Origin of the sequence: Streptomyces sp. NPDC059080 (assembly GCF_042739975.1) — a bacterium.
GTDB classification, from domain to species: Bacteria; Actinomycetota; Actinomycetes; order Streptomycetales; family Streptomycetaceae; genus Streptomyces; species Streptomyces benahoarensis.
On record NZ_JBHYGX010000001.1, the window covers coordinates 356,523 to 374,591 of the forward strand.

Genomic DNA, 18,069 nt, shown 5'->3' on the forward strand with positions numbered 1-18,069 from the left:
TCGGCCGCTGGGGGAGCCCCGAGGGCATGCACCCGCCAGGCAGCAGCTACCCCCGGGGCCACACTCCCCAGGTCCCGACCTCCAGCGCCGATTCCTGCCGCCCGCCTACCTGCCATCCGGCTGACCTGCAACTCTCTACCGCTCAGAGCTACCGGCTCTGTCCGCCACAGGAGGCCCCTCTCCGGCTCAGCAGCGCGCGTTCTTCACGTACAGCGCACGCGCCGAACTCGCTTGGGCGTAGCGCACATTCTTCGTTGTGCCCTTGCTGAGCCGCCCGCGCGGATCGGCATGATGCGGGACCACGATGACGTAACACGCCGGACGCCGACTGCACAGATTCGTCAGCCGCACGTAACGCTGATGGCTCTTCGTATAGAACTTCCGCACCTTCACACACTGGACAGGCGGCCCGGCAGCCGCCGCCTCCGACGCAGCCGTCAGGCTCAGCGTCCCCCCGCACAGCATCGCGGCCAACGCTGTGACCAGCAACTTCCGCATCACTACACTCTCCCCCGGATCAGGCCCCCGACGCTTCTCCCGCCAACGGACCCAGCTGGCTTCGTAGGCTCATTCTCCATTCTCCATACGCAGCGACAGGTATCAGCACCGGCCACGGGACGTCATCTTCTGGCCACCCTCGCCCCGCCCCTCCCACTGGGCCCATACGGTCCGACCCGGCCTGGCCGCCACCCCGCACCCCGACCTCTCCGCCCTGGATCAGCGACCCGCCCCCAAGGGGGCCGACGGGAGACGGACGCACACTCCCGGGCCCGCACAGCGTCCGCCGCCCGTCCCGTCCCGGCCCGCACAAACCCACCCCGGGGCCCGGGCCCCCGACCGCCAACGGCCCCGCTGCTCACCCAGCGTCAACGGTCCCCGCCGTCACCACCTTCAGTCCACGATCGGTGAACTCCCGGACCGCCTGCTCGGGCGCACCACCGTCCGTGATGAAGGTGTCGAACACCTCCGCACCGCCGATCCGGGCGAAGCAGCGCGCGCCGATCTTCGACGAGTCGGCGACGACGACCGCTCGCCGTGCCCGCTCGGCCATCAAGTGGTTGATCCGGGCCTCGGCCTCGTCGTGAACCGTCGCTCCCATCACCGGGTCCATCCCGTTGGCGCCGATGAACGCGAGGTCCACCGAGATCTGCTGGAGCACCAACTCGCTGAACGGGCCCACCAGCTCGAAGGAGCGGGAGTGCGCCACACCGCCGGTCAGCACGATCTTGATCTGGGGGCGTACCGCCAGCTCGTTGGCGATGTTGAGGGAGTTGGTGACGATCGTCAGATGGGGTTGCGGCCCGGCTTCGGCGAAGTCCGGACGGACGGCCAGAGCCCTGGCGATGGCCGTCGTGGTGGTGCCTCCGCTCAGGCCGACCACATCGCCACGCTCGACCAACCGCGCCGCAGCCTGTGCCACTGCCTCCTTCTCCTCGGACCGATGCGCGTGCTTGTAGCGGATCGGCAGGTCGTACGCCACAGAGCTGAGCACCGCCCCGCCCCGGGTGCGGGTCAGCAACTGCTGCTCGGCGAGTGCGTCCATGTCGCGCCGCATCGTGGCAGCGGAGACCTCCAGTGCGGTCGCCGCCTCCTCGACGTCCACCCGGCCCCGTTCGCCGAGCAGCTCAAGCAGTGCGTTCATCCGTTCATGGCGCTTCATGCGGCGAGCCTAGCCGCGCTATGGCAACGTTCCTGCCGCTCACCCCCGCGCCGCCGGCGCCTGCGCCGCGTACTGCCCGGGCAGGTCGGGCGCGGTGTTCACCACCCCCAGCAACCTGGCGGCTTCCCTGGCCACCTCCTCCCTTGCCGGTTTCAGGTACTTACGCGAGTCGATGAGCTCGGCGTCGGCTCCCAGCGTCTCCCGTATGGACCGGGTGAACACCGACACCAGATGCGTGGAGATGTTGATCTTCGTCATTCCGGCGGCGATGGCGCGTTGCAACTCGGCGTCCGGCACTCCGGACGACCCGTGCAGCACCAGCGGCACCGGGAGCGTTTTGCACAGGCGGGAGATCAACTCCTTGTCCAGCACCGTCGTCCGTTCCCGCATCGCATGAGAGGAGCCGACGGCGACCGCCAGTGCGTCGACGCCCGTAGCGTCGATGAACGCCAGCGCCTCGTCCGGATCGGTCCGTGCGCCGGGCGCGTGCACCCCGTCCTTTCCACCGACCTCACCGAGTTCCGCCTCGACGAAGGCGTCACGCTCATGGCACCAGGCGGTGAGGGAGGCGGTGGTGGCGACGTTCTGTTCGTAGGGGAGCGCAGAGGCGTCCACCATGAAGGAACGCACACCGGCCGCCGCGCCCTGATGCACCAGCTCCGGATCGGTCAGGTGATCCAGATGTACGGCGATGGCGGCGGACGAATCCTCCGCGAGCGCGAGGGTGGCCAGTGTGATCGGGCGCAGACCGCCGTGATATCGGATGCAGTTCTCGCTGATCTGCAGGATGAGGGGCGCTTCGGCTCGCTCAGCGGCGGTGACCAGCGCCTCGGCGGTCTCCAGATGGATGACGTTGAAGGCCGCGGCGCCGACGCCGTTCACCCGCGCGGCGTCCATGAGTGAGGAGGTCGAAACAAGAGGCATGGGGTGCTGACTCCCTTGCGTGCGGGTCGGGTCGCTGCCTACCGGGCCGCCGGAACGGTGAGCATCACGGACCGGGTCAGACTGCGCGGGCTGTCGGGGTCGAGGCCGCGGGCGCGGGCCCGTTCCAGGGCCACTCGCTGTACCAGCACCAGGTCCGCGAGCGGGTCGCGGTCGTGGCGGACGAAGCGAGCGCCGGTGCGGGTCACCTCTGCCTCCAGGCCCGCCGGGGCGGCACCGAAGAGCCAGGTCACCCGGTTCGGGGCGGCTATCGAGATCGGGCCGTGGCGGTACTCCATCGCCGGGTAGGACTCCGTCCAACTCTGGGACGCCTCCCGCATCTTGAGAGCCGCCTCGTTGGCCAGGCCGTAGGTCCATCCCGTGCCCAGGAAAGTGAACTGTTCAGCTTCCACCCACTCCTGCGCGAGCGGGGTGGTGAGGGCGCCCCGTGCGTCGTGGATCGTCTCGGTCAGGTCCTCACCCAGGTGTGCGCGGAGCAGGGTCAGGGTGGTGGTGGCGAAGCGGGTCTGGACCACGGAGCGTTCGTCCGCGAAGGGCAGGATGACGGTCTCGTCCGAGAGTTCCGTCGCCGGGGTGTCGGGGTCGCCCAGGATCGTCACCGTCGGGATGCGGCCCTTGACGGCTTCCAGGACGTGCAGCACCTCGGTCGTGGTGCCGGAGCGGGTGATCGCCACCACCGCGTCGTAGCCGCGTGCGTCACCGAGGAAAGCCTCCGAGGCGGCGAAGGGGTCGGTCACCCCGGCTCCGGAGCTCTCGCGGAGCGCCGCGTACGACTGCGCCATGAACCAGGAAGTTCCGCAGCCGATGACGGCCACCCGCTGCCCCGGCTCCGGCAGCGGACCGTCCGCGGCGCCGATACCGGCGGCCTCGGCCCAGGTCTCCGGCTGACTGTGCAGCTCCTGCTCCATGTAGGACGTCTCGCTCATGGCACACCCTTCGTGAACGGTGGGTTGCACTGCTTGGCTTCTCGTCTGCGCGATTAATGAGTGGAAGTGCGTTCTTTCTTGCTGTTGTAATCAACTCTACGCATTGTGAGTCTGTCGGGCCATCCCTCGTGCGAGTGAAGTGTTCGAGAGGTGGAGTGCGGGACATCGCTCGACTGGCCCCTTCCGGGCGGTGGGCGTTCGGCGATCGGGATTCACTGAAGACTGTTGACAGTTGCGCGAAAGGACTTCAATACTTGCATGATCAGTCATGAGTAGGTCGGCACGCAGCGCGAAGGACCCGCCATGTCCACTGCAACGCTCTCCGAGACGCCCCCGCCACCACCGCCCGGGAAGGCCCGCCGCACGGGGCGGCTCTTCGCGCTGACCGGCGCCTTCGTCGGCGTCATCTATGGCTACGACTCCGGCAGCATCTCCGGCGCGCTGGTGTTCCTCAGTCGGGATTTCCACCTCACCGAGGCGGAAAAGGGCCTGGTCAACAGCATTCTCGTGGGCGGCTGCATCGTTGGTGCGCTGCTCGGCGGCAAGCTGGCGGACGCCTTCGGCCGCAAGGCCGCGATGCTGATCGTCGCGGGTTCGTACGCCCTCTTCGTCACGCTCTCCGCACTCGCGCCCAATGTCGTCGTCCTCAACGCGGTCCGCTTCCTGCTCGGGGTGGCGATCGGTATATCGATCGTCGCCGCCCCGCTGTACATAGCGGAATCGACACCCGCGCGTATTCGTGGCGCGTCCGTCGCCGCCTACCAGGTCGCGACCGTCACCGGCATCGTCATCACGTACTTCGTCAACTGGGGCCTGGCCGACGGTGGTCACTGGCGGTGGATGCTGGGGGCGTCGGCGATCCCCGCGGCGCTGGTCATGATCCCGCTGTTCCGGCTGCCGGACACGCCCCGGTGGTACGTCCTCAAAGGGCGGACCGAGCGCGCGGTTGAGGTCATGGCGATGACGGATCCGGATGTCGAGGCGCGCACCGAAGTGGCTGCGCTCTCCGCGGCGCTCGCCGCGGAGAGCGGCGGCACCGCCCGCTCCCTGCTGCGCAAGCCCTACGTCCGCGCCACGGTCTTCGTCGTCGGCCTCGGCTTCTTCTGTCAGATCACCGGCATCAATGCCGTGACCTACTACAGCCCGCAGATCTTCGCGCAGATGGGATTCACCGGCGATGGGCTGAACTTCCTGCTGCCCTCGTTCGTACAACTCGCCTCGCTGGCCGCCACCGTGCTGGCGATTCTCATCATCGACCGGCTGGGCCGCCGCGTGGTCCTGCTGACCGGCATCGGCACGATGGTCGTCATGCTCGCCGTGCTCACGGTCGTCTTCGGCGTGGGAGAGATGCACGGCACCACGACCTGGGTCGGCTTCGGTGCGATTCTGATGTTCACTGCGGCCTTCAACTTCGGCTTCGGCTCGTTGATATGGGTCTACGCGAGTGAGGCATTCCCCGCACAGCTCCGGTCGACGGGCGCCTCGGTGATGCTCACCGCCGACCTCGTCGCCAACCTCCTCATCGCGCAGTTCTTCCCGTCCCTGATGTCCTGGATCGGGGCCTCCTGGACGTTCGCCGGGCTGAGCGTGCTGGCGCTGGGCGCGCTGGTCTTCGCCTCCTTCACCGCGCCCGAGACCAAGGGGCGTCATCTGGAGGAGATCCAGAGTTACTGGAGCAACGGAGGCCGCTGGCCCACCCCTACGTCCGCCCCCGCTCCCGCTACGGAGGTGGTGCGGTGACCCGTGGCCGCCGGCCGGGTCCGCCTACGGCCCGGTGGGCGGCGGGGCGTTGGACCGCCCGTTCGATACCGTGGCGTCATCATGGACAACACCAGCCCCGTCTCCCTCGATGACGAACTGCGGAACTGGCCGGCCGACGAGGCCGAGGCGCGCGCGGTCCAGGACCGGCTGCGGCGCCATGTGCGCCTCGACGAGCCCGGCCCGCCGCCGGACTTCGAGGGCACCGTCGTCGGCGTCGACGTGGCGTACGACGACGGGCGGGATGTCGTCGCGGCCGCGGCCGTGGCGCTGGACGCCCGCACCCTGGAGGTCGTGGACGAGGCCACCGCGGTCGGCCGGATCTCCTTCCCGTACGTCCCAGGGCTACTGGCCTTCCGGGAGATCCCGACGGTCATCGACGCGCTGGCCGGTCTCGCGCGGACGCCCGGCCTGGTGGTGTGCGACGGCTACGGGCGGGCGCACCCGCGACGCTTCGGGCTCGCCAGCCACCTCGGAGTCCTGACCGGTCTGCCCACGATCGGCGTCGCCAAGAACCCCTTCACCTTCCGCTACGACGCTCCCTGCGACGGACGCGGGGCGACCTCGCCGCTCCTGGACGACCTCGACGACCTCGACGGCATCACGGAGGAGGTGGGCCGGGCCCTGCGCACCCAACAGGGCGTCAAGCCCGTCTTCGTCTCCGTGGGACACCGCACCAGTCTCGACGGCGCCTGCGCCCACACCCTCCGGCTGGCACCGCAATACCGGCTACCCGAGACGACCCGCGCGGCCGACGCCCTCTGCCGGCGGGCACTGGCCGCCAGCTGAGCCACGGCCTCGGCCCGGCGCTGGACCGTGCCTCGGCCCGGCGCTGGACCGTGCCTCGGCCCGGCGCCGGGGGGAACTCCGGCCCCCGACGGATCATGACGCGGCGCTGCAAGGCATCCGTGATGTCGGGAAAGCCCTCCCCGTCAAGGGGCGAGGCGATGACGGTCACCCCTGAGGTCGCGGGGCAGCCGTCACTCTCAGGTGGCCTCCCGACGCCCCCGTATCCAGAAGTCCGGCCCCCGTTTCCCGTCCGTTGGGGAAGTGCCCCCGAGACCCGCGGTCTTGACACCCCGCCTGGTCTGGTCCACATTCACCGATGACATGGGACGTCCCATGTCCGGACGGCGGCACGGGCACGGGCCCCCACCGCCCTGTGTGCCCCCGCCGCGCACCCGCACCACCGGCCCCGTACGGCAGAAGGCTGGACCTGCATGCCCCTCCCCGCACCACTCACGGGCGTCGTGCCGCCCGTGTGCACGCCGCTCACCGCGTCCGGTCGCGTCGACGTCGACTCGCTCGCCTCCCTCATCGAGCACCTCATCGACGCCGGAGTGGACGCCCTGTTCGTGCTCGGCTCCACCGGGGAGGCGGCCTGCCTGTCGGACGGCAGGCGCAGCACCGTCATCGAAACGGTCGTCGCGGCGGCCCGTGGACGGCTTCCCGTGCTGGCCGGAGCCATCGACATGGCGACCACCCGCGTCCTCGACCACGCCCGTACCGCCCAGGCCCTGGGCGCCGACGGCATCGTGGCCACCGCACCCTTCTGCACCCGCACCCACCCGGCCGAGATCGCCGACCACTACCGCCGCATCCGCGCCGCCGTGGACCTGCCGCTCTTCGCCTGCAACGCCCCCGCGTCCGTCCACACCGAACTGCCCGCGGACACGGTGCTCGAACTGGCGGCGGACGGAGTACTGGACGGAATCGAGGACAGTAGCGGCAACACCGGCGCACTACGCCGCCTCCTGGTGGGGCTGCCGGCCCTGGACCGGCCGTTCTCGGTGCTCACCGGCTGCGAACTCTCCGTCGACGGCGCCCTGCTGGCCGGGGCGCACGGCGTCGTCCCGGGTCTCGGCAACGTGGACCCCGCGGCCTACGTACGGCTCTACGAGCGCGCCCGCGCGGGGGACTGGCGCGCGGCCGCCAAGGAACAGGACCGGCTCGCCGCGTTGTTCGCGCTCACCGACGCCGGCGACGAGAGGCTGATGGGCCGCGGATCGTCGGCCCTGGGAGCGCTCAAAGCGGCGCTGCATCTCCTGGGCGTCATCGGCTGCCCGGACACCGCGCCGCCGCAGATCCCGCTCGACGGTGCCGCGCGCGACGCGGTGCGCCGTCTGTTGGAGGAGGCGGAACTGCTCTGAGGGCGCGCGGCCGTCACTCGGTCGAGTCCGGCTGCCGGCCCAGATGGTGGCGGCGGTCGTCAGACCCCGGACCGCGTCCTTCTTCACAAAGATCAGGCCGCCGCCGATGAAGCCGATACCGGACACGACCTGCGCGGCGACACGGGAAGGGTCCAACGCCACGCCGTCCATTCCCAGCATCGTGCCGAAGCCGTGGATCGACACCTCCATGAAGAGCGCGCTGCCGACCCCGACGAGCGTATGGGTGCGCAGCCCGGCGCTCTTCTGCCGGGCCTCCCGTTCCATCCCGATCAGCGACGACAACAGCAGCGCGAGGGCCAACTCCGCGAACTGACGCGGACCCTGACCCGGATGGAGGGCGAACAGCGGGGTGGCGAGAGGAAGGCGCGACATGCGCGCATGGTCCTCCCGAGGCGCCCGCGCATCGTCGCTTCGCGGGCCGTTGTCAGTGGTCGCCGTTAGCTTGGATGACGAGGTCGGACGAGGGCGTCGGCGCAGTCCGGGCGCGTGTGGGAAGCGGCCGGGAACGGCGCCGGAACGACCGGAACCTGACGAGGCGGGTGCGTCCGGCGGAGACGGAACGGAAGGGATGGGGAGGGCGGGATGGCGAAGGTGTGCGGAGCGGTGTGTTGCGGGCGGGCCGTGACGCCGGGGCCCGTGGGCGCGGCGGGGCGGTACCGCTGCATAGCCCCGTCGTGGTCCATCGCCGGTTTCGACGGGGGATAGCGGCGCGCGGTGTAGCGCGGACCCGTGGCGGTGAAGGCGGTTGAGCCTCGCCGCCATTGTCGTTCCGGGGGTACGCAGCGATATCCAGGGGGCTTGTGGAAAGTGGAACACGTTCTTAACATCACGGGTGTTACATCAGAAGTGTCACAGTGTGGGGGAAGGGCGAGGAGCGTGATGACGGAGTCAGGCAACGGCCCGCTCAGCGGGGTGCGCGTGGTGGAGCTGGCGGGCATCGGCCCCTGCCCCTTCGCCGCCATGACCCTCGCCGACCTCGGCGCCGACGTCGTACGCGTCGACCGTCCGGGCGGCGCCGCACTGGGCATCGACCCGGCGTACGACCTCACCAACCGCAACAAACGCTCGGTCGTGATCGACCTCAAGACGCCCCAGGGTGCGGAGCGGGTGCGGGAGCTGGCCGAGCGCGCCGACATCCTCATCGAGGGATACCGCCCCGGCGTCGCTGAGCGCCTGGGCGTCGGTCCGGACGCCTGCCTGGCACGCAACGAACGGCTCGTCTACGGCCGGATGACCGGCTGGGGCCAGCAGGGCCCGCTCGCCGACGCCGCCGGACACGACATCTCCTACATCGCGATCACCGGCGCCCTGGGCATGATCGGCGCGCCCGACGCCCCGCCCACCGTCCCCGCCAACCTCCTCGGCGACTACGCGGGCGGCTCGCTCTACCTCGTCATCGGCCTCCTGGCCGCACTCCGGCACGCCGCCGCCGGTGGCAGCGGGCAGGTCGTCGACGCCGCCATCGTCGACGGCACCGCCCACCTCTCCTCGATGATCCACGGCATGCTCGCCGCCGGAGCCTGGCAGGACAGACGCGGCGCCAACCTCCTCGACGGCGGCGCGCCCTTCTACGGCACGTACGAGACGGCGGACGGCGGCCATATGGCGGTCGGCGCGCTGGAGCCGCAGTTCTACGCCGAGTTCATCCGCCTGCTCGGCATCGAGGGACAGGTGCCCCAGCGCGACGACCTCGCCTCCTGGGGCGCGCTGCGTGACGCCATCGCCGCCCGCTTCAGGGCCCGCACCCGCGCCGAATGGACCGCCGTCTTCGAGGGCACCGACGCCTGCGTCGCCCCGGTGCTGTCGCTCCGCGAAGCCCCCGGCCACCCGCATCTGGCCGCCCGCGGCACCTTTCTCGACCACGGGGGACTCACCCAGCCCGCCCCCGCGCCCCGGTTTTCCCGCACCCCCGGGGCCATCCGCCGCCCGCCCGCCCAACCGGGCGCCGACACCGCGGAGATCGCCCGCGACTGGGCCGTCCCCGGCCTGCTCGACGACGTACAGGACATACCGCCGCCCACCCCGGAACCGACCGCGACAGGCCCTTCCCCGGCGCCTCGCCCCGGCACGCCAGAGGCCCGCTGACGGCCGCCGCGCGCCCCTTCGCCGCTCACCGCAACTCGGCTCCCAGGAGGGCCAGGACACCATGAAGCGCCAGATCTTCACCGCCATCGCGATGACCGAGCCCGGCGCCGGTTCCCCTCTCCAGGGCATCCGCACCGCCGCCGCCGACCACGGCGAACCACTGGATCCTCAACGGCTCCAAGACCTTCGTCAACGGCCGCATCCAGACCCTCTACGGAGGGGCGACGGAGATCACGAAAGAGATCATCGGCCGCTCCCTGCTCGGCTGACCCGGCGCCGCCCGCCGCGCCCCGCCACACCCTGCCGAGGCTTTCCCCTCATCCGAAAGGCTGCCTGACTTGAGCACCGAAGCGTACGTGTACGACGCGATCCGCACCCCGCGCGGCCGCGGCAAGGCCAACGGCGCCCTGCACGGCACCAAGCCCGTCGACCTCGTCGTCGGTCTCATCCACGAACTGCGCCGCCGCTTCCCCGGTCTGGACCCGGCCGCCATCGACGACATCGTCCTCGGCGTGGTCAGCCCGATCGGCGACCAGGGAGCCGACATCGCCAAGATCGCGGCCATCGCCGCGGGGCTGCCCGACACCGTGGCCGGAGTCCAGGAGAACCGCTTCTGTGCCTCCGGCCTGGAAGCCGTCAACCTCGCCGCCGCCAAGGTCCGTTCCGGATGGGAGGACCTGGTCCTGGCCGGTGGCGTCGAGTCCATGTCACGGGTGCCGATGGCCTCCGACGGCGGCGCCTGGCACCTGGACCCGATGACCAACTTCGAGACCAATTTCATCCCGCAGGGAGTCGGCGCCGACCTCATCGCCACCCTCGGCGGCTTCTCCCGGCACGACGTCGACACCTTCGCCGCCCTCTCCCAGGAACGCGCCGCCCAGGCATGGAAGGAAGGCCGCTTCGACCGCTCCGTCGTCCCGGTACGCGACCGCAACGGCCTGGTCGTCCTCGACCGCGACGAGCACATCCGCCCCGGCACCACCGCCGAGTCGCTGGCCGGTCTCAAGCCGTCCTTCGCGACGATCGGCGACGCGGGCGGCTTCGACGCCGTCGCGCTGCAGAAGTACCACTGGGTCGAGAAGATCGACCACGTCCACCACGCGGGCAACTCCTCCGGCATCGTCGACGGCTCCGCCCTCGTCGCCATCGGCAACGCCGCCGTCGGTGAGCGCCACGGCCTGACGCCACGCGCCCGGATCGCCGCCGCCGCGGTCTCCGGCGCCGACCCGACGATCATGCTGACCGGTCCCGCGCCCGCGGCGCGCAAGGCGCTCGCCAAGGCCGGCCTGACCATCGACGACATCGACCTCGTCGAGATCAACGAAGCCTTCGCCGCCGTGGTCCTGCGGTTCGCCCAGGACATGGGGCTCTCTCTCGACAAGATCAACGTCAACGGCGGCGCCATCGCCATGGGCCACCCCCTGGGCGCCACCGGCGCGATGATCATCGGCACCCTCATCGACGAGCTGGAGCGCCAGGACAAGCGGTACGGCCTGGCCACCCTCTGCGTCGGCGGCGGCATGGGCATCGCCACCGTCATCGAGCGCCTCTGACCGCCCGTCCCACCCCTTACGGAGAAGCCACAGTGAGCGAGACCTCTGCGATGTCGACCATCCGCTGGGAACAGGACGAGACCGGCGTGGTCACCCTGGTCCTGGACGATCCCGGCCAGCCCGCCAACACCATGAACGACGCCTTCAAGACCTCCCTCACCGCGGTCGCCGACCGCCTGGAGGCCGAACAGGACACCGTCCGCGGCATCATCGTCACCTCCGCCAAGAAGACCTTCTTCGCCGGTGGTGACCTGCGCGAACTGATCGCCGTCACCCCCGAAGGCGCCCAGCGGGCGTTCGAGGCGGGCATGGGCATCAAGCGCGATCTGCGCCGCATCGAAACCCTCGGCAGGCCCGTCGTCGCCGCCCTCAACGGCGCGGCCCTGGGCGGCGGCTACGAGATCGCGCTCGCCTGCCACCACCGCATCGCCCTCGACACCCCCGGCACCAAGATCGGCCTGCCGGAGGTCACCCTCGGCCTGCTGCCCGCGGGCGGCGGCGTCACCCGCAGCGTGCGACTCCTCGGCATCGCCGACGCCCTGCTGAAGGTGCTGCTCCAGGGCACGCAGTACAACGCCGCACGGGCGAAGGACGCCGGTCTGATCCACGACGTCGCCGCCACGCCCGAGGAACTCCTCGCCAAGGCCCGCGCGTTCATCGACGAGCACCCCGCCTCCCAGCAGCCCTGGGACGTCAAGGGCTACCGCATCCCGGGCGGCACCCCCGCGCAGCCCAAGTTCGCCGCCAACCTCCCGGCGTTCCCCGCCAACCTCAAGAAGCAGCTCAACGGCGCGCCCTACCCGGCGCCGCGCAACATCCTCGCCGCCGCGGTCGAGGGCTCCCAGGTCGACTTCGAGACCGCCCAGACCATCGAGGCGCGGTACTTCACCGAGCTGGTCACCGGCCAGATCTCGAAGAACATGATCCAGGCGTTCTTCTTCGACCTCCAGGCCGTCAACTCCGGCGCCAGCCGCCCGAAGGACATCGCGCCCCGCACCGTCGAGAAGGTCGCCGTCCTCGGCGCCGGGATGATGGGCGCGGGCATCGCCTACAGCTGCGCCCGGGCGGGGATGCAGGTCGTCCTCAAGGACGTCTCGCCGGAGGCCGCCGCCAAGGGCAAGGCGTACTCCGAGGGGCTGCTCGCCAAGGCCCTGGCCCGGGGCCGCACCACCGAGCGCAAGCGGGACGAACTCCTCGCCCGCATCACCCCCACCGCCGATCCGCAGGACCTCGCGGGCTGCGACGTCGTGATCGAGGCGGTCTTCGAGGACGCCGCCCTCAAGCACAAGGTCTTCCAGGAGATCGAGCACATCGTGGCGCCCGACGCGCTGCTCTGCTCCAACACCTCGACCCTGCCCATCTCGCAGCTGGCCGAGGGGGTGCAGCGGGACGCCGACTTCATCGGCCTGCACTTCTTCTCGCCCGTCGACAAGATGCCGCTGGTGGAGATCATCAAGGGCGAGCGCACCGGCGACGAGGCGCTGGCCCGCGCCTTCGACCTGGTCCGCCGCATCCGCAAGACCCCGATCGTGGTCAACGACGCGCGGGGCTTCTTCACCTCGCGGGTCATCGGCCAGTTCATCAACGAGGGCGTGGCGATGGTCGGCGAGGGCCTCGACCCGGCCTCCGTCGAACAGGCCGCTGCCCAGGCCGGGTACCCGGCCAAGGTGCTCTCCCTCATGGACGAGCTGACGCTGACGCTGCCGCGCAAGATCCGCCGGGAGACGCAGCGCGCCGTGGAGGCGGCCGGCGGCAGCTGGGCGGCGCACCCCTCCGACGCGGTCGTCGACCGGATGGTGGACGAGTTCGGCCGCACCGGGCGCAGCGGCGGCGCCGGTTTCTACGACTACGCCGAGGACGGCACCCGCAGCGGCCTGTGGCCCGGGCTGCGCGAGCACTTCACCCGGCCGGACGCCGCCATTCCGTTCCGTGACATGCAGGAGCGGATGCTGTTCGCTGAGGCGCTGGACACCGTCCGCTGCTTCGAGGAGGGCGTGCTGACCTCGGTCGCCGACGCCAACATCGGCTCCATCCTCGGCATCGGCTTCCCCGGCTGGACCGGCGGTGTGCTCCAGTACATCAACGGCTACGAGGGCGGCCTGCCCGGTTTCGTGGCCCGCGCCCGGGAGCTGGCGACGGCGTACGGCGAGCGCTTCGCGCCGCCCGCGCTGCTGGTCGAGAAGGCGGAGAAGGGAGAGCCCTTCCGCGACGCCTGAACGAACGGCCCGAGCGGGCGGCGGCGGGACCGGGCGGCGGCGGGGGAGAGAGCCCCCGACCGCCAGGCCCGGGCCGTCGTCGCGGCCCGGCCCGCCCCGCGCCCGGCCGGTGCCCGGGCCGAAGCCCCGCGACCGCCCGGCCTGAGGTCCGGCCCGGCCCCGCCCGAAGGCCCGCGACCGCCCGGCCTGAGGTCCGGCCCGGCCCCGCCCGAAGGCCCCGCGGCCGCCCGGTCCGAGGCTCGGCCTGGGCCTCGCCGCCACCTGGCCTGCCGCCCGAAGCCCTGCGACCGCCCGGCCCGCACCACCGTCCAGGCGCGCCCCTACCCCTCTCCGAACGCCTCCCGCAGCTCCTCCTTCATCGACCGCTGGAACGCGGTGACCAGGGCCTGTACCACCATCGGCTGCATATGGGCGGAGAGTGACTTGATGCGGGCGACGTCCTCCGCGCCGGGGCCGCCCTCGCGGTACGGCTCCCAGACCTCGTCCTTGAAGAGACGGCTCAGCTCCCGCGCCGCCGACCGGGAGTGCTCCAGTACGACGGTGCGGGCCGCGAGGATCGTCTCCAGCGCGATCGGCACGTCCAGCAGCCGGACGCCCAGATGCAGCAGCCCGGGGTCGACCTGGAAGACGTCCGGGGCATCGGTGCGGACCAGGACGCTCATCGCCGCCAGCCGGTCCAGGTCGTCCTCGGTCAGCTCCCGGCCGACCCGGCGTTCCAGCTGCTCGCGGGTGGTGTCCTCCGCCTTGTCCGGGATCCAGCTCGCCACCAGCGCCCGGTGGAGGGCCAGGTCCTGGGCGCTCAGATCGGGCGGCAGCTGCTGTAGATAGCGTTCGATCGCCGACAGCGTCATGCCCTGGTGCTGCAGCTCCTCGATCAGCGCGAGCCGCGAGAGATGGCCGGGACCGTAGCGGCCGACGCGGCGGGGGCCGATCTCCGGCGGCGGCAGCAGCCCCCGGGTGCCGTAGAAGCGGATCGTACGGACGGTGACACCGGCGCGGGCGGCCAGTTCGTCGACGGTCAGGGCGGTGCCGGACCCGGTTCCGGTCTCCGTGGCGGACTCTTTCATGCGGGACAGTATTGCTGTCTCACCAAAAGTGTGAAACCTCTGGAACGCCTCGCCGGATTCCGCGCGGTGTCCTGTGCGGCCACTTCGGCGCCTCGCCGGGAACGGTGCGCCCGTCCGCCGTAATTTCCCGCGAAGATCGCCGGGAATTCATCCGGGCGCGTACGGATCGGCGATTTCAAAATGTCTCCCGGGGGCAACAGTGGGCAAACAACCCCAACTTCAGATTGGCCGATATCTCGTGTGATCCAGACCACAGACGGGGGGCCCGGGTTCGGGGAAGGTGTGCCGTCGGCCATTCGTGTGAACCGTGGGATTCGGCCATGGTTCCCAGCGCCTGCTTGAAAGCGAGTTGAACCACCAGTGAGTACAGAGACCGTTACGGATGAAGCACCGCAGTCGCCAGGTGGGGGCGGACGGCAGGACGCGGGGGACGCCGGGTACAGCAAGGCCCTCAAGAGCCGCCACATCAACATGATCGCCATCGGCGGGGCGATCGGAACCGGCCTCTTCCTCGGCGCGGGCGGCCGGCTCCACTCCGCCGGTCCGGCGCTGGCCGTCGCCTACGCGGTCTGCGGCCTCTTCGCCTTCTTCGTCGTCCGCGCCCTCGGCGAGCTGGTCGTGCACCGCCCGTCGTCCGGCTCGTTCGTCTCGTACGCCCGGGAATTCCTTGGCGAGAAGGGCGCCTACGTCGCCGGTTGGATGTACGTCGTCAACTGGTCCACGACCGGTATCGCCGACATCACCGCGATCGCCCTTTACACCCACTACTGGAGTCTGTTCACCGACATTCCGCAGTGGGTGATGGCGCTGATCGCACTCGCCGTGGTGCTCACCGTCAACCTCATCTCGGTCAAGATCTTCGGTGAGCTGGAATTCTGGTTCGCGATCATCAAGGTCGCGGCGCTGGTCGTGTTCATGCTCATCGGCATCTTCCTGCTGGCCACCCAGCACCCGGTGGGCGGCCACACCCCCGGCCTGCATCTTCTCTCCGACAACGGCGGTTTCTTCCCCACCGGTCTGCTGCCCGTGGTGATCGTTCTCCAGGGCGTCGTCTTCGCGTACTCCGCCGTCGAGCTGGTCGGCGTCACCGCGGGTGAGACCAGCGAGCCCGAGAAGATCGTTCCCAAGGCGGTCAACTCGATCATGTGGCGGGTGGGCGTCTTCTACGTCGGCTCGGTGCTGCTGCTGACGCTGCTGCTGCCGTGGAACAAGTACGTCGGCGGGGAGAGCCCCTTCGTGACCGTGCTCTCCAACGTCGGCGTCCCGGCCGCCGGTGATGTGATGAACCTCGTCGTGCTGACCGCCGCGATGTCGAGCCTCAACTCCGGCCTCTACTCGACCGGCCGCATCCTGCGCTCCATGTCCATGGCGGGCTCCGCGCCGAAGTTCGCCGGGCTCATGAACCGCAACCAGGTGCCGTACGGCGGCATCATGCTCACCTCCGCCGTCTGTGTGCTCGGCGTGGTGCTCAACTACGTCGTCCCGGGCAAGGCGTTCGAGATCGTGCTGAACATCGCGGCGCTCGGCATCATCAGCACCTGGTGCACGATCATGGTCTGTCACATGGTGTTCGTGCGCCGGGCCAAGGAGGGCGTGGTCCAGCGGCCCCGCTTCCGGCTTCCCGGTACGCCCGTCACGGACCTGGTGACCATCGCGTTCCTGCTCGGTGTCATCGTGCTGATGTGGTTCGACGACGGTGTCGGCCGCCAGACCGTGATGTTGATCCCCGTCCTCGCGCTGGCGCTGTTCGGCGGCTGGTTCGTGGTGCGCGGCCGGGTCAGCCGTCTCGCCGCGGAGCGTGAGGGCGAAGCGACGAAGTAGCGGGCACCGCACGGGAGGGCGGTCGCGACGGGCTCCGGTCCGCCGCGACCGCCCTCCCGTGTCCGTACCGGCTCAGCCGCCGATGAGCGGGTAGTGGTCGGAGAGGGTCCCCGGCCCGGTCACGTCCTCCGCGCTCAGCCCTGGTGGACCGTGTGCGTGGCCGCGATCTTCGGCCATGAGGCGGGGCGGGGCGCCGGGGCCGTGCCGCGGGCACCGAGGGCCTGCCGGGCCGCGCCCGCCGACGGCTTGGACTGCTGGAACAGCCAGGTGTCGAAGAAGTCCGCGAGCGGCTTGCCGGACTTCTTCTCGGCGAATGCCACGAAGTCGGCGACCGAGGCGTTGCCGTACGCGTGCTCCTGCGGCCACGACCTGAGCAGGCCGAAGAAGACCTTGTCGCCGAGCTTGTTGCGGAGCGCCTGGAGGGCCACCGCGCCTCGGTCGTAGACGGCGCCGTCGAACTGGTGGTCCGGGCCCGGGTCGCCGGGCTTCACGGTCCAGAACGGGTCGTCGGCCGGGTGCTGGTCGAAGACGTAGTCGGCGAGTTCCTGCGCGGTGCCCTCGCCCTCCTTCTCGGACCAGAGCCACTGCGCGTACGCCGCGAAGCCCTCGTTGATCCAGATGTCCTTCCAGCCCTTCAGCGAGACGCTGTCGCCGTACCACTGGTGGGCCAGCTCGTGGACGACGACCGAGACGTTGGCGCCGCGGTCGAACACCTTCTTCCCGTAGAACGGGCGGGTCTGGGTCTCCAGCGCGAATCCGGCCGGGACGTTCGGGACGTAGCCGCCGACGGCGCTGAAGGGGTAGCGGCCGTAGACCGACTCCAGCCACTCGGTGACCTCGGCGGTGCGCTCGATGCTGGCGCGGGCGGCGCCCTCGTTCGCGCCGAGGTCCTTGCTGACGGCGTTGACCACGGGCACGCCGCCCTCGGTGGTGCCGGTGGTGACGTCGAACTTGCCGATGGCGAGCGTCGTCAGATACGTGGCCTGCGGCTTGTCGGAGCGCCAGTTGTAGCGCGTCCAGCCGAGCTTGGAGGTCTGCGAGGCCAGCACGCCGTTGCTGATCGCCTGGGTGCCGTCGGGCACGGAGACCGAGATGTCGTACGTCGCCTTGTCGGTCGGGTGGTCGTTGCTCGGGTACCACCACACGGCCGACTCCGGCTCCTGGGCCGCCACCCCGCCGTCGGGTGTACGGGCCCACGCGGTGTAGCCGTCGATCTTCACCTCGGAGGGCTTGCCCGCGTACCGCACCACGACGCTGATCTGCTTGCCGCGCTCCAGCGGCGCCGCCGGGGTGATCTCCAGCTCATGGGCGCCGGAGGCGGCGAACGTCGCCTTCCTGCCGTCGACGCGGACCTCGCTGACCTTCAGCCCGAAGTCGAGGTTGAAGCGGGACAGGTCCTGGGTGGTCTTGGCGAGGAGCGTTGCCGTGCCCTCCAGGAGGTCCGTCTTGGGCTGGTACTTCAGGCGCAGGTCGTAGTGGGAGACGTCGTAGCCGCCGTTCCCGCTCTCCGGGTAGTAGGAGTCGCCCGCACCGGGCGCGCCGGGGGTGAAGCTCGCCGCCGAAGCCGGGACCGCCAGCAGCAGACCGAGCGCGGCCGCGCCCGGGACGAGGAGTCTGTGACGCACCGAGTCCTCCAACTCGTAGGGGTGGTGGAACCGTTCCGACCCTATGTACGCCCCCGCCCCTCGTCATGTCCATGGCCTCAGCTGACACATGAACGACATGCGTGACGCGGCGGAGCGGGGCCGCCGAGCGGTTCCGGGACCCGGAGCGCCGGGGCGGGGCGCCGGGGGGGCGGCCGCCCCCGCGCCCCCCCCCCCGCGCGCGCCCGCGCGCCCCGCCCAGCGCCCCCCCCCCCCCCCGGCGCCGC

Annotated in this window: 13 protein-coding genes and 2 pseudogenes; 8 read left to right on the forward strand and 7 right to left on the reverse strand. The window is 70.7% G+C overall.

Features of this window, described 5'->3' with window-relative positions; all coding sequences use genetic code 11:
• Positions 1-186 precede the first annotated feature (186 nt).
• The 4 genes from ACFWWQ_RS01045 to ACFWWQ_RS01060 form a co-directional block, all read right to left on the reverse strand.
• On the reverse strand, positions 187-498 hold the full coding sequence (locus ACFWWQ_RS01045; protein WP_384588014.1) for a hypothetical protein: 312 nt from the start codon (positions 496-498) through the stop codon (positions 187-189).
• Positions 499-856: 358 nt separating this feature from the next.
• Positions 857-1,660: a DeoR/GlpR family DNA-binding transcription regulator gene (locus ACFWWQ_RS01050; RefSeq protein ID WP_143943622.1), complete on the reverse strand. Its 804-nt coding sequence runs from the start codon at positions 1,658-1,660 to the stop codon at positions 857-859.
• 39 nt (positions 1,661-1,699) lie between these two features.
• Entirely contained in the window at positions 1,700-2,584 is an 885-nt protein-coding gene (locus ACFWWQ_RS01055; RefSeq protein ID WP_384588017.1) for a ketose-bisphosphate aldolase, read from the reverse strand.
• A gap of 38 nt (positions 2,585-2,622) precedes the next feature.
• The gene (locus tag ACFWWQ_RS01060) at positions 2,623-3,528 is read right to left on the reverse strand and encodes an SIS domain-containing protein (protein ID WP_384588020.1); all 906 of its coding nucleotides are present in this window, start codon (positions 3,526-3,528) and stop codon (positions 2,623-2,625) included.
• A gap of 303 nt (positions 3,529-3,831) precedes the next feature.
• Here ACFWWQ_RS01060 and ACFWWQ_RS01065 point away from each other — a divergent pair, with 303 nt between their 5' ends.
• The 3 genes from ACFWWQ_RS01065 to ACFWWQ_RS01075 all read left to right on the forward strand — a co-directional run bounded on the left by ACFWWQ_RS01065 (position 3,832) and on the right by ACFWWQ_RS01075 (position 7,436).
• Positions 3,832-5,268: a sugar porter family MFS transporter gene (locus tag ACFWWQ_RS01065; protein WP_384588023.1), complete on the forward strand. Its 1,437-nt coding sequence runs from the start codon at positions 3,832-3,834 to the stop codon at positions 5,266-5,268.
• An 81-nt stretch (positions 5,269-5,349) separates the two neighbouring features.
• Complete coding sequence (locus tag ACFWWQ_RS01070; RefSeq protein ID WP_384588026.1) at positions 5,350-6,075, forward strand: endonuclease V; 726 nt, start codon at positions 5,350-5,352, stop codon at positions 6,073-6,075.
• A 431-nt stretch (positions 6,076-6,506) separates the two neighbouring features.
• Positions 6,507-7,436 carry a dihydrodipicolinate synthase family protein gene (locus ACFWWQ_RS01075; protein WP_384588029.1) on the forward strand — a complete coding sequence of 310 codons (930 nt, stop codon included), beginning with the start codon at positions 6,507-6,509 and terminating at the stop codon, positions 7,434-7,436.
• A gap of 39 nt (positions 7,437-7,475) precedes the next feature.
• Here ACFWWQ_RS01075 and ACFWWQ_RS01080 read toward each other — a convergent pair.
• Positions 7,476-7,829: pseudogene (locus ACFWWQ_RS01080) on the reverse strand (MgtC/SapB family protein); the annotation flags it as partial.
• A 507-nt stretch (positions 7,830-8,336) separates the two neighbouring features.
• On the opposite strand from ACFWWQ_RS01080, the gene ACFWWQ_RS01085 reads away from it, so the two are divergent.
• From ACFWWQ_RS01085 to ACFWWQ_RS01100, 4 genes and pseudogenes are all read left to right on the forward strand, one after another.
• Entirely contained in the window at positions 8,337-9,542 is a 1,206-nt protein-coding gene (locus tag ACFWWQ_RS01085; protein WP_384588032.1) for a CaiB/BaiF CoA transferase family protein, read from the forward strand.
• Between the two features lie 70 nt (positions 9,543-9,612).
• Positions 9,613-9,745: pseudogene (locus ACFWWQ_RS01090) on the forward strand (acyl-CoA dehydrogenase family protein); the annotation flags it as partial.
• Positions 9,746-9,880: 135 nt separating this feature from the next.
• Complete coding sequence (locus tag ACFWWQ_RS01095) at positions 9,881-11,095, forward strand: acetyl-CoA C-acetyltransferase (protein ID WP_384588035.1); 1,215 nt, start codon at positions 9,881-9,883, stop codon at positions 11,093-11,095.
• A gap of 50 nt (positions 11,096-11,145) precedes the next feature.
• On the forward strand, positions 11,146-13,311 hold the full coding sequence (locus ACFWWQ_RS01100; RefSeq protein ID WP_384588154.1) for a 3-hydroxyacyl-CoA dehydrogenase NAD-binding domain-containing protein: 2,166 nt from the start codon (positions 11,146-11,148) through the stop codon (positions 13,309-13,311).
• Positions 13,312-13,631: 320 nt separating this feature from the next.
• Here the strand turns inward: ACFWWQ_RS01100 and ACFWWQ_RS01105 are convergent, their stop codons facing one another.
• The gene (locus tag ACFWWQ_RS01105; RefSeq protein WP_384588038.1) at positions 13,632-14,378 is read right to left on the reverse strand and encodes a MerR family transcriptional regulator; all 747 of its coding nucleotides are present in this window, start codon (positions 14,376-14,378) and stop codon (positions 13,632-13,634) included.
• Positions 14,379-14,738: 360 nt separating this feature from the next.
• Here ACFWWQ_RS01105 and ACFWWQ_RS01110 point away from each other — a divergent pair, with 360 nt between their 5' ends.
• Positions 14,739-16,199 carry an amino acid permease gene (locus tag ACFWWQ_RS01110; RefSeq protein WP_384588040.1) on the forward strand — a complete coding sequence of 487 codons (1,461 nt, stop codon included), beginning with the start codon at positions 14,739-14,741 and terminating at the stop codon, positions 16,197-16,199.
• A gap of 134 nt (positions 16,200-16,333) precedes the next feature.
• On the opposite strand, the gene ACFWWQ_RS01115 is transcribed toward ACFWWQ_RS01110, so the two are convergent.
• A complete protein-coding gene (locus tag ACFWWQ_RS01115; protein ID WP_384588043.1) occupies positions 16,334-17,824 on the reverse strand; it encodes a M1 family metallopeptidase in 1,491 nt (496 codons plus the stop codon).
• Positions 17,825-18,069 lie beyond the last annotated feature (245 nt).

Coding starts and splice junctions, on each gene's coding strand:
- ACFWWQ_RS01045 (WP_384588014.1), bottom strand. CDS start 498: ATGCGGAAGTTGCTGGTCACAGCGTTGGCCGCGATGCTGTGCGGGGGG.
- ACFWWQ_RS01050 (WP_143943622.1), bottom strand. CDS start 1,660: ATGAAGCGCCATGAACGGATGAACGCACTGCTTGAGCTGCTCGGCGAA.
- ACFWWQ_RS01055 (WP_384588017.1), bottom strand. CDS start 2,584: ATGCCTCTTGTTTCGACCTCCTCACTCATGGACGCCGCGCGGGTGAAC.
- ACFWWQ_RS01060 (WP_384588020.1), bottom strand. CDS start 3,528: ATGAGCGAGACGTCCTACATGGAGCAGGAGCTGCACAGTCAGCCGGAG.
- ACFWWQ_RS01065 (WP_384588023.1), top strand. CDS start 3,832: ATGTCCACTGCAACGCTCTCCGAGACGCCCCCGCCACCACCGCCCGGG.
- ACFWWQ_RS01070 (WP_384588026.1), top strand. CDS start 5,350: ATGGACAACACCAGCCCCGTCTCCCTCGATGACGAACTGCGGAACTGG.
- ACFWWQ_RS01075 (WP_384588029.1), top strand. CDS start 6,507: ATGCCCCTCCCCGCACCACTCACGGGCGTCGTGCCGCCCGTGTGCACG.
- ACFWWQ_RS01085 (WP_384588032.1), top strand. CDS start 8,337: ATGACGGAGTCAGGCAACGGCCCGCTCAGCGGGGTGCGCGTGGTGGAG.
- ACFWWQ_RS01100 (WP_384588154.1), top strand. CDS start 11,146: ATGTCGACCATCCGCTGGGAACAGGACGAGACCGGCGTGGTCACCCTG.
- ACFWWQ_RS01105 (WP_384588038.1), bottom strand. CDS start 14,378: ATGAAAGAGTCCGCCACGGAGACCGGAACCGGGTCCGGCACCGCCCTG.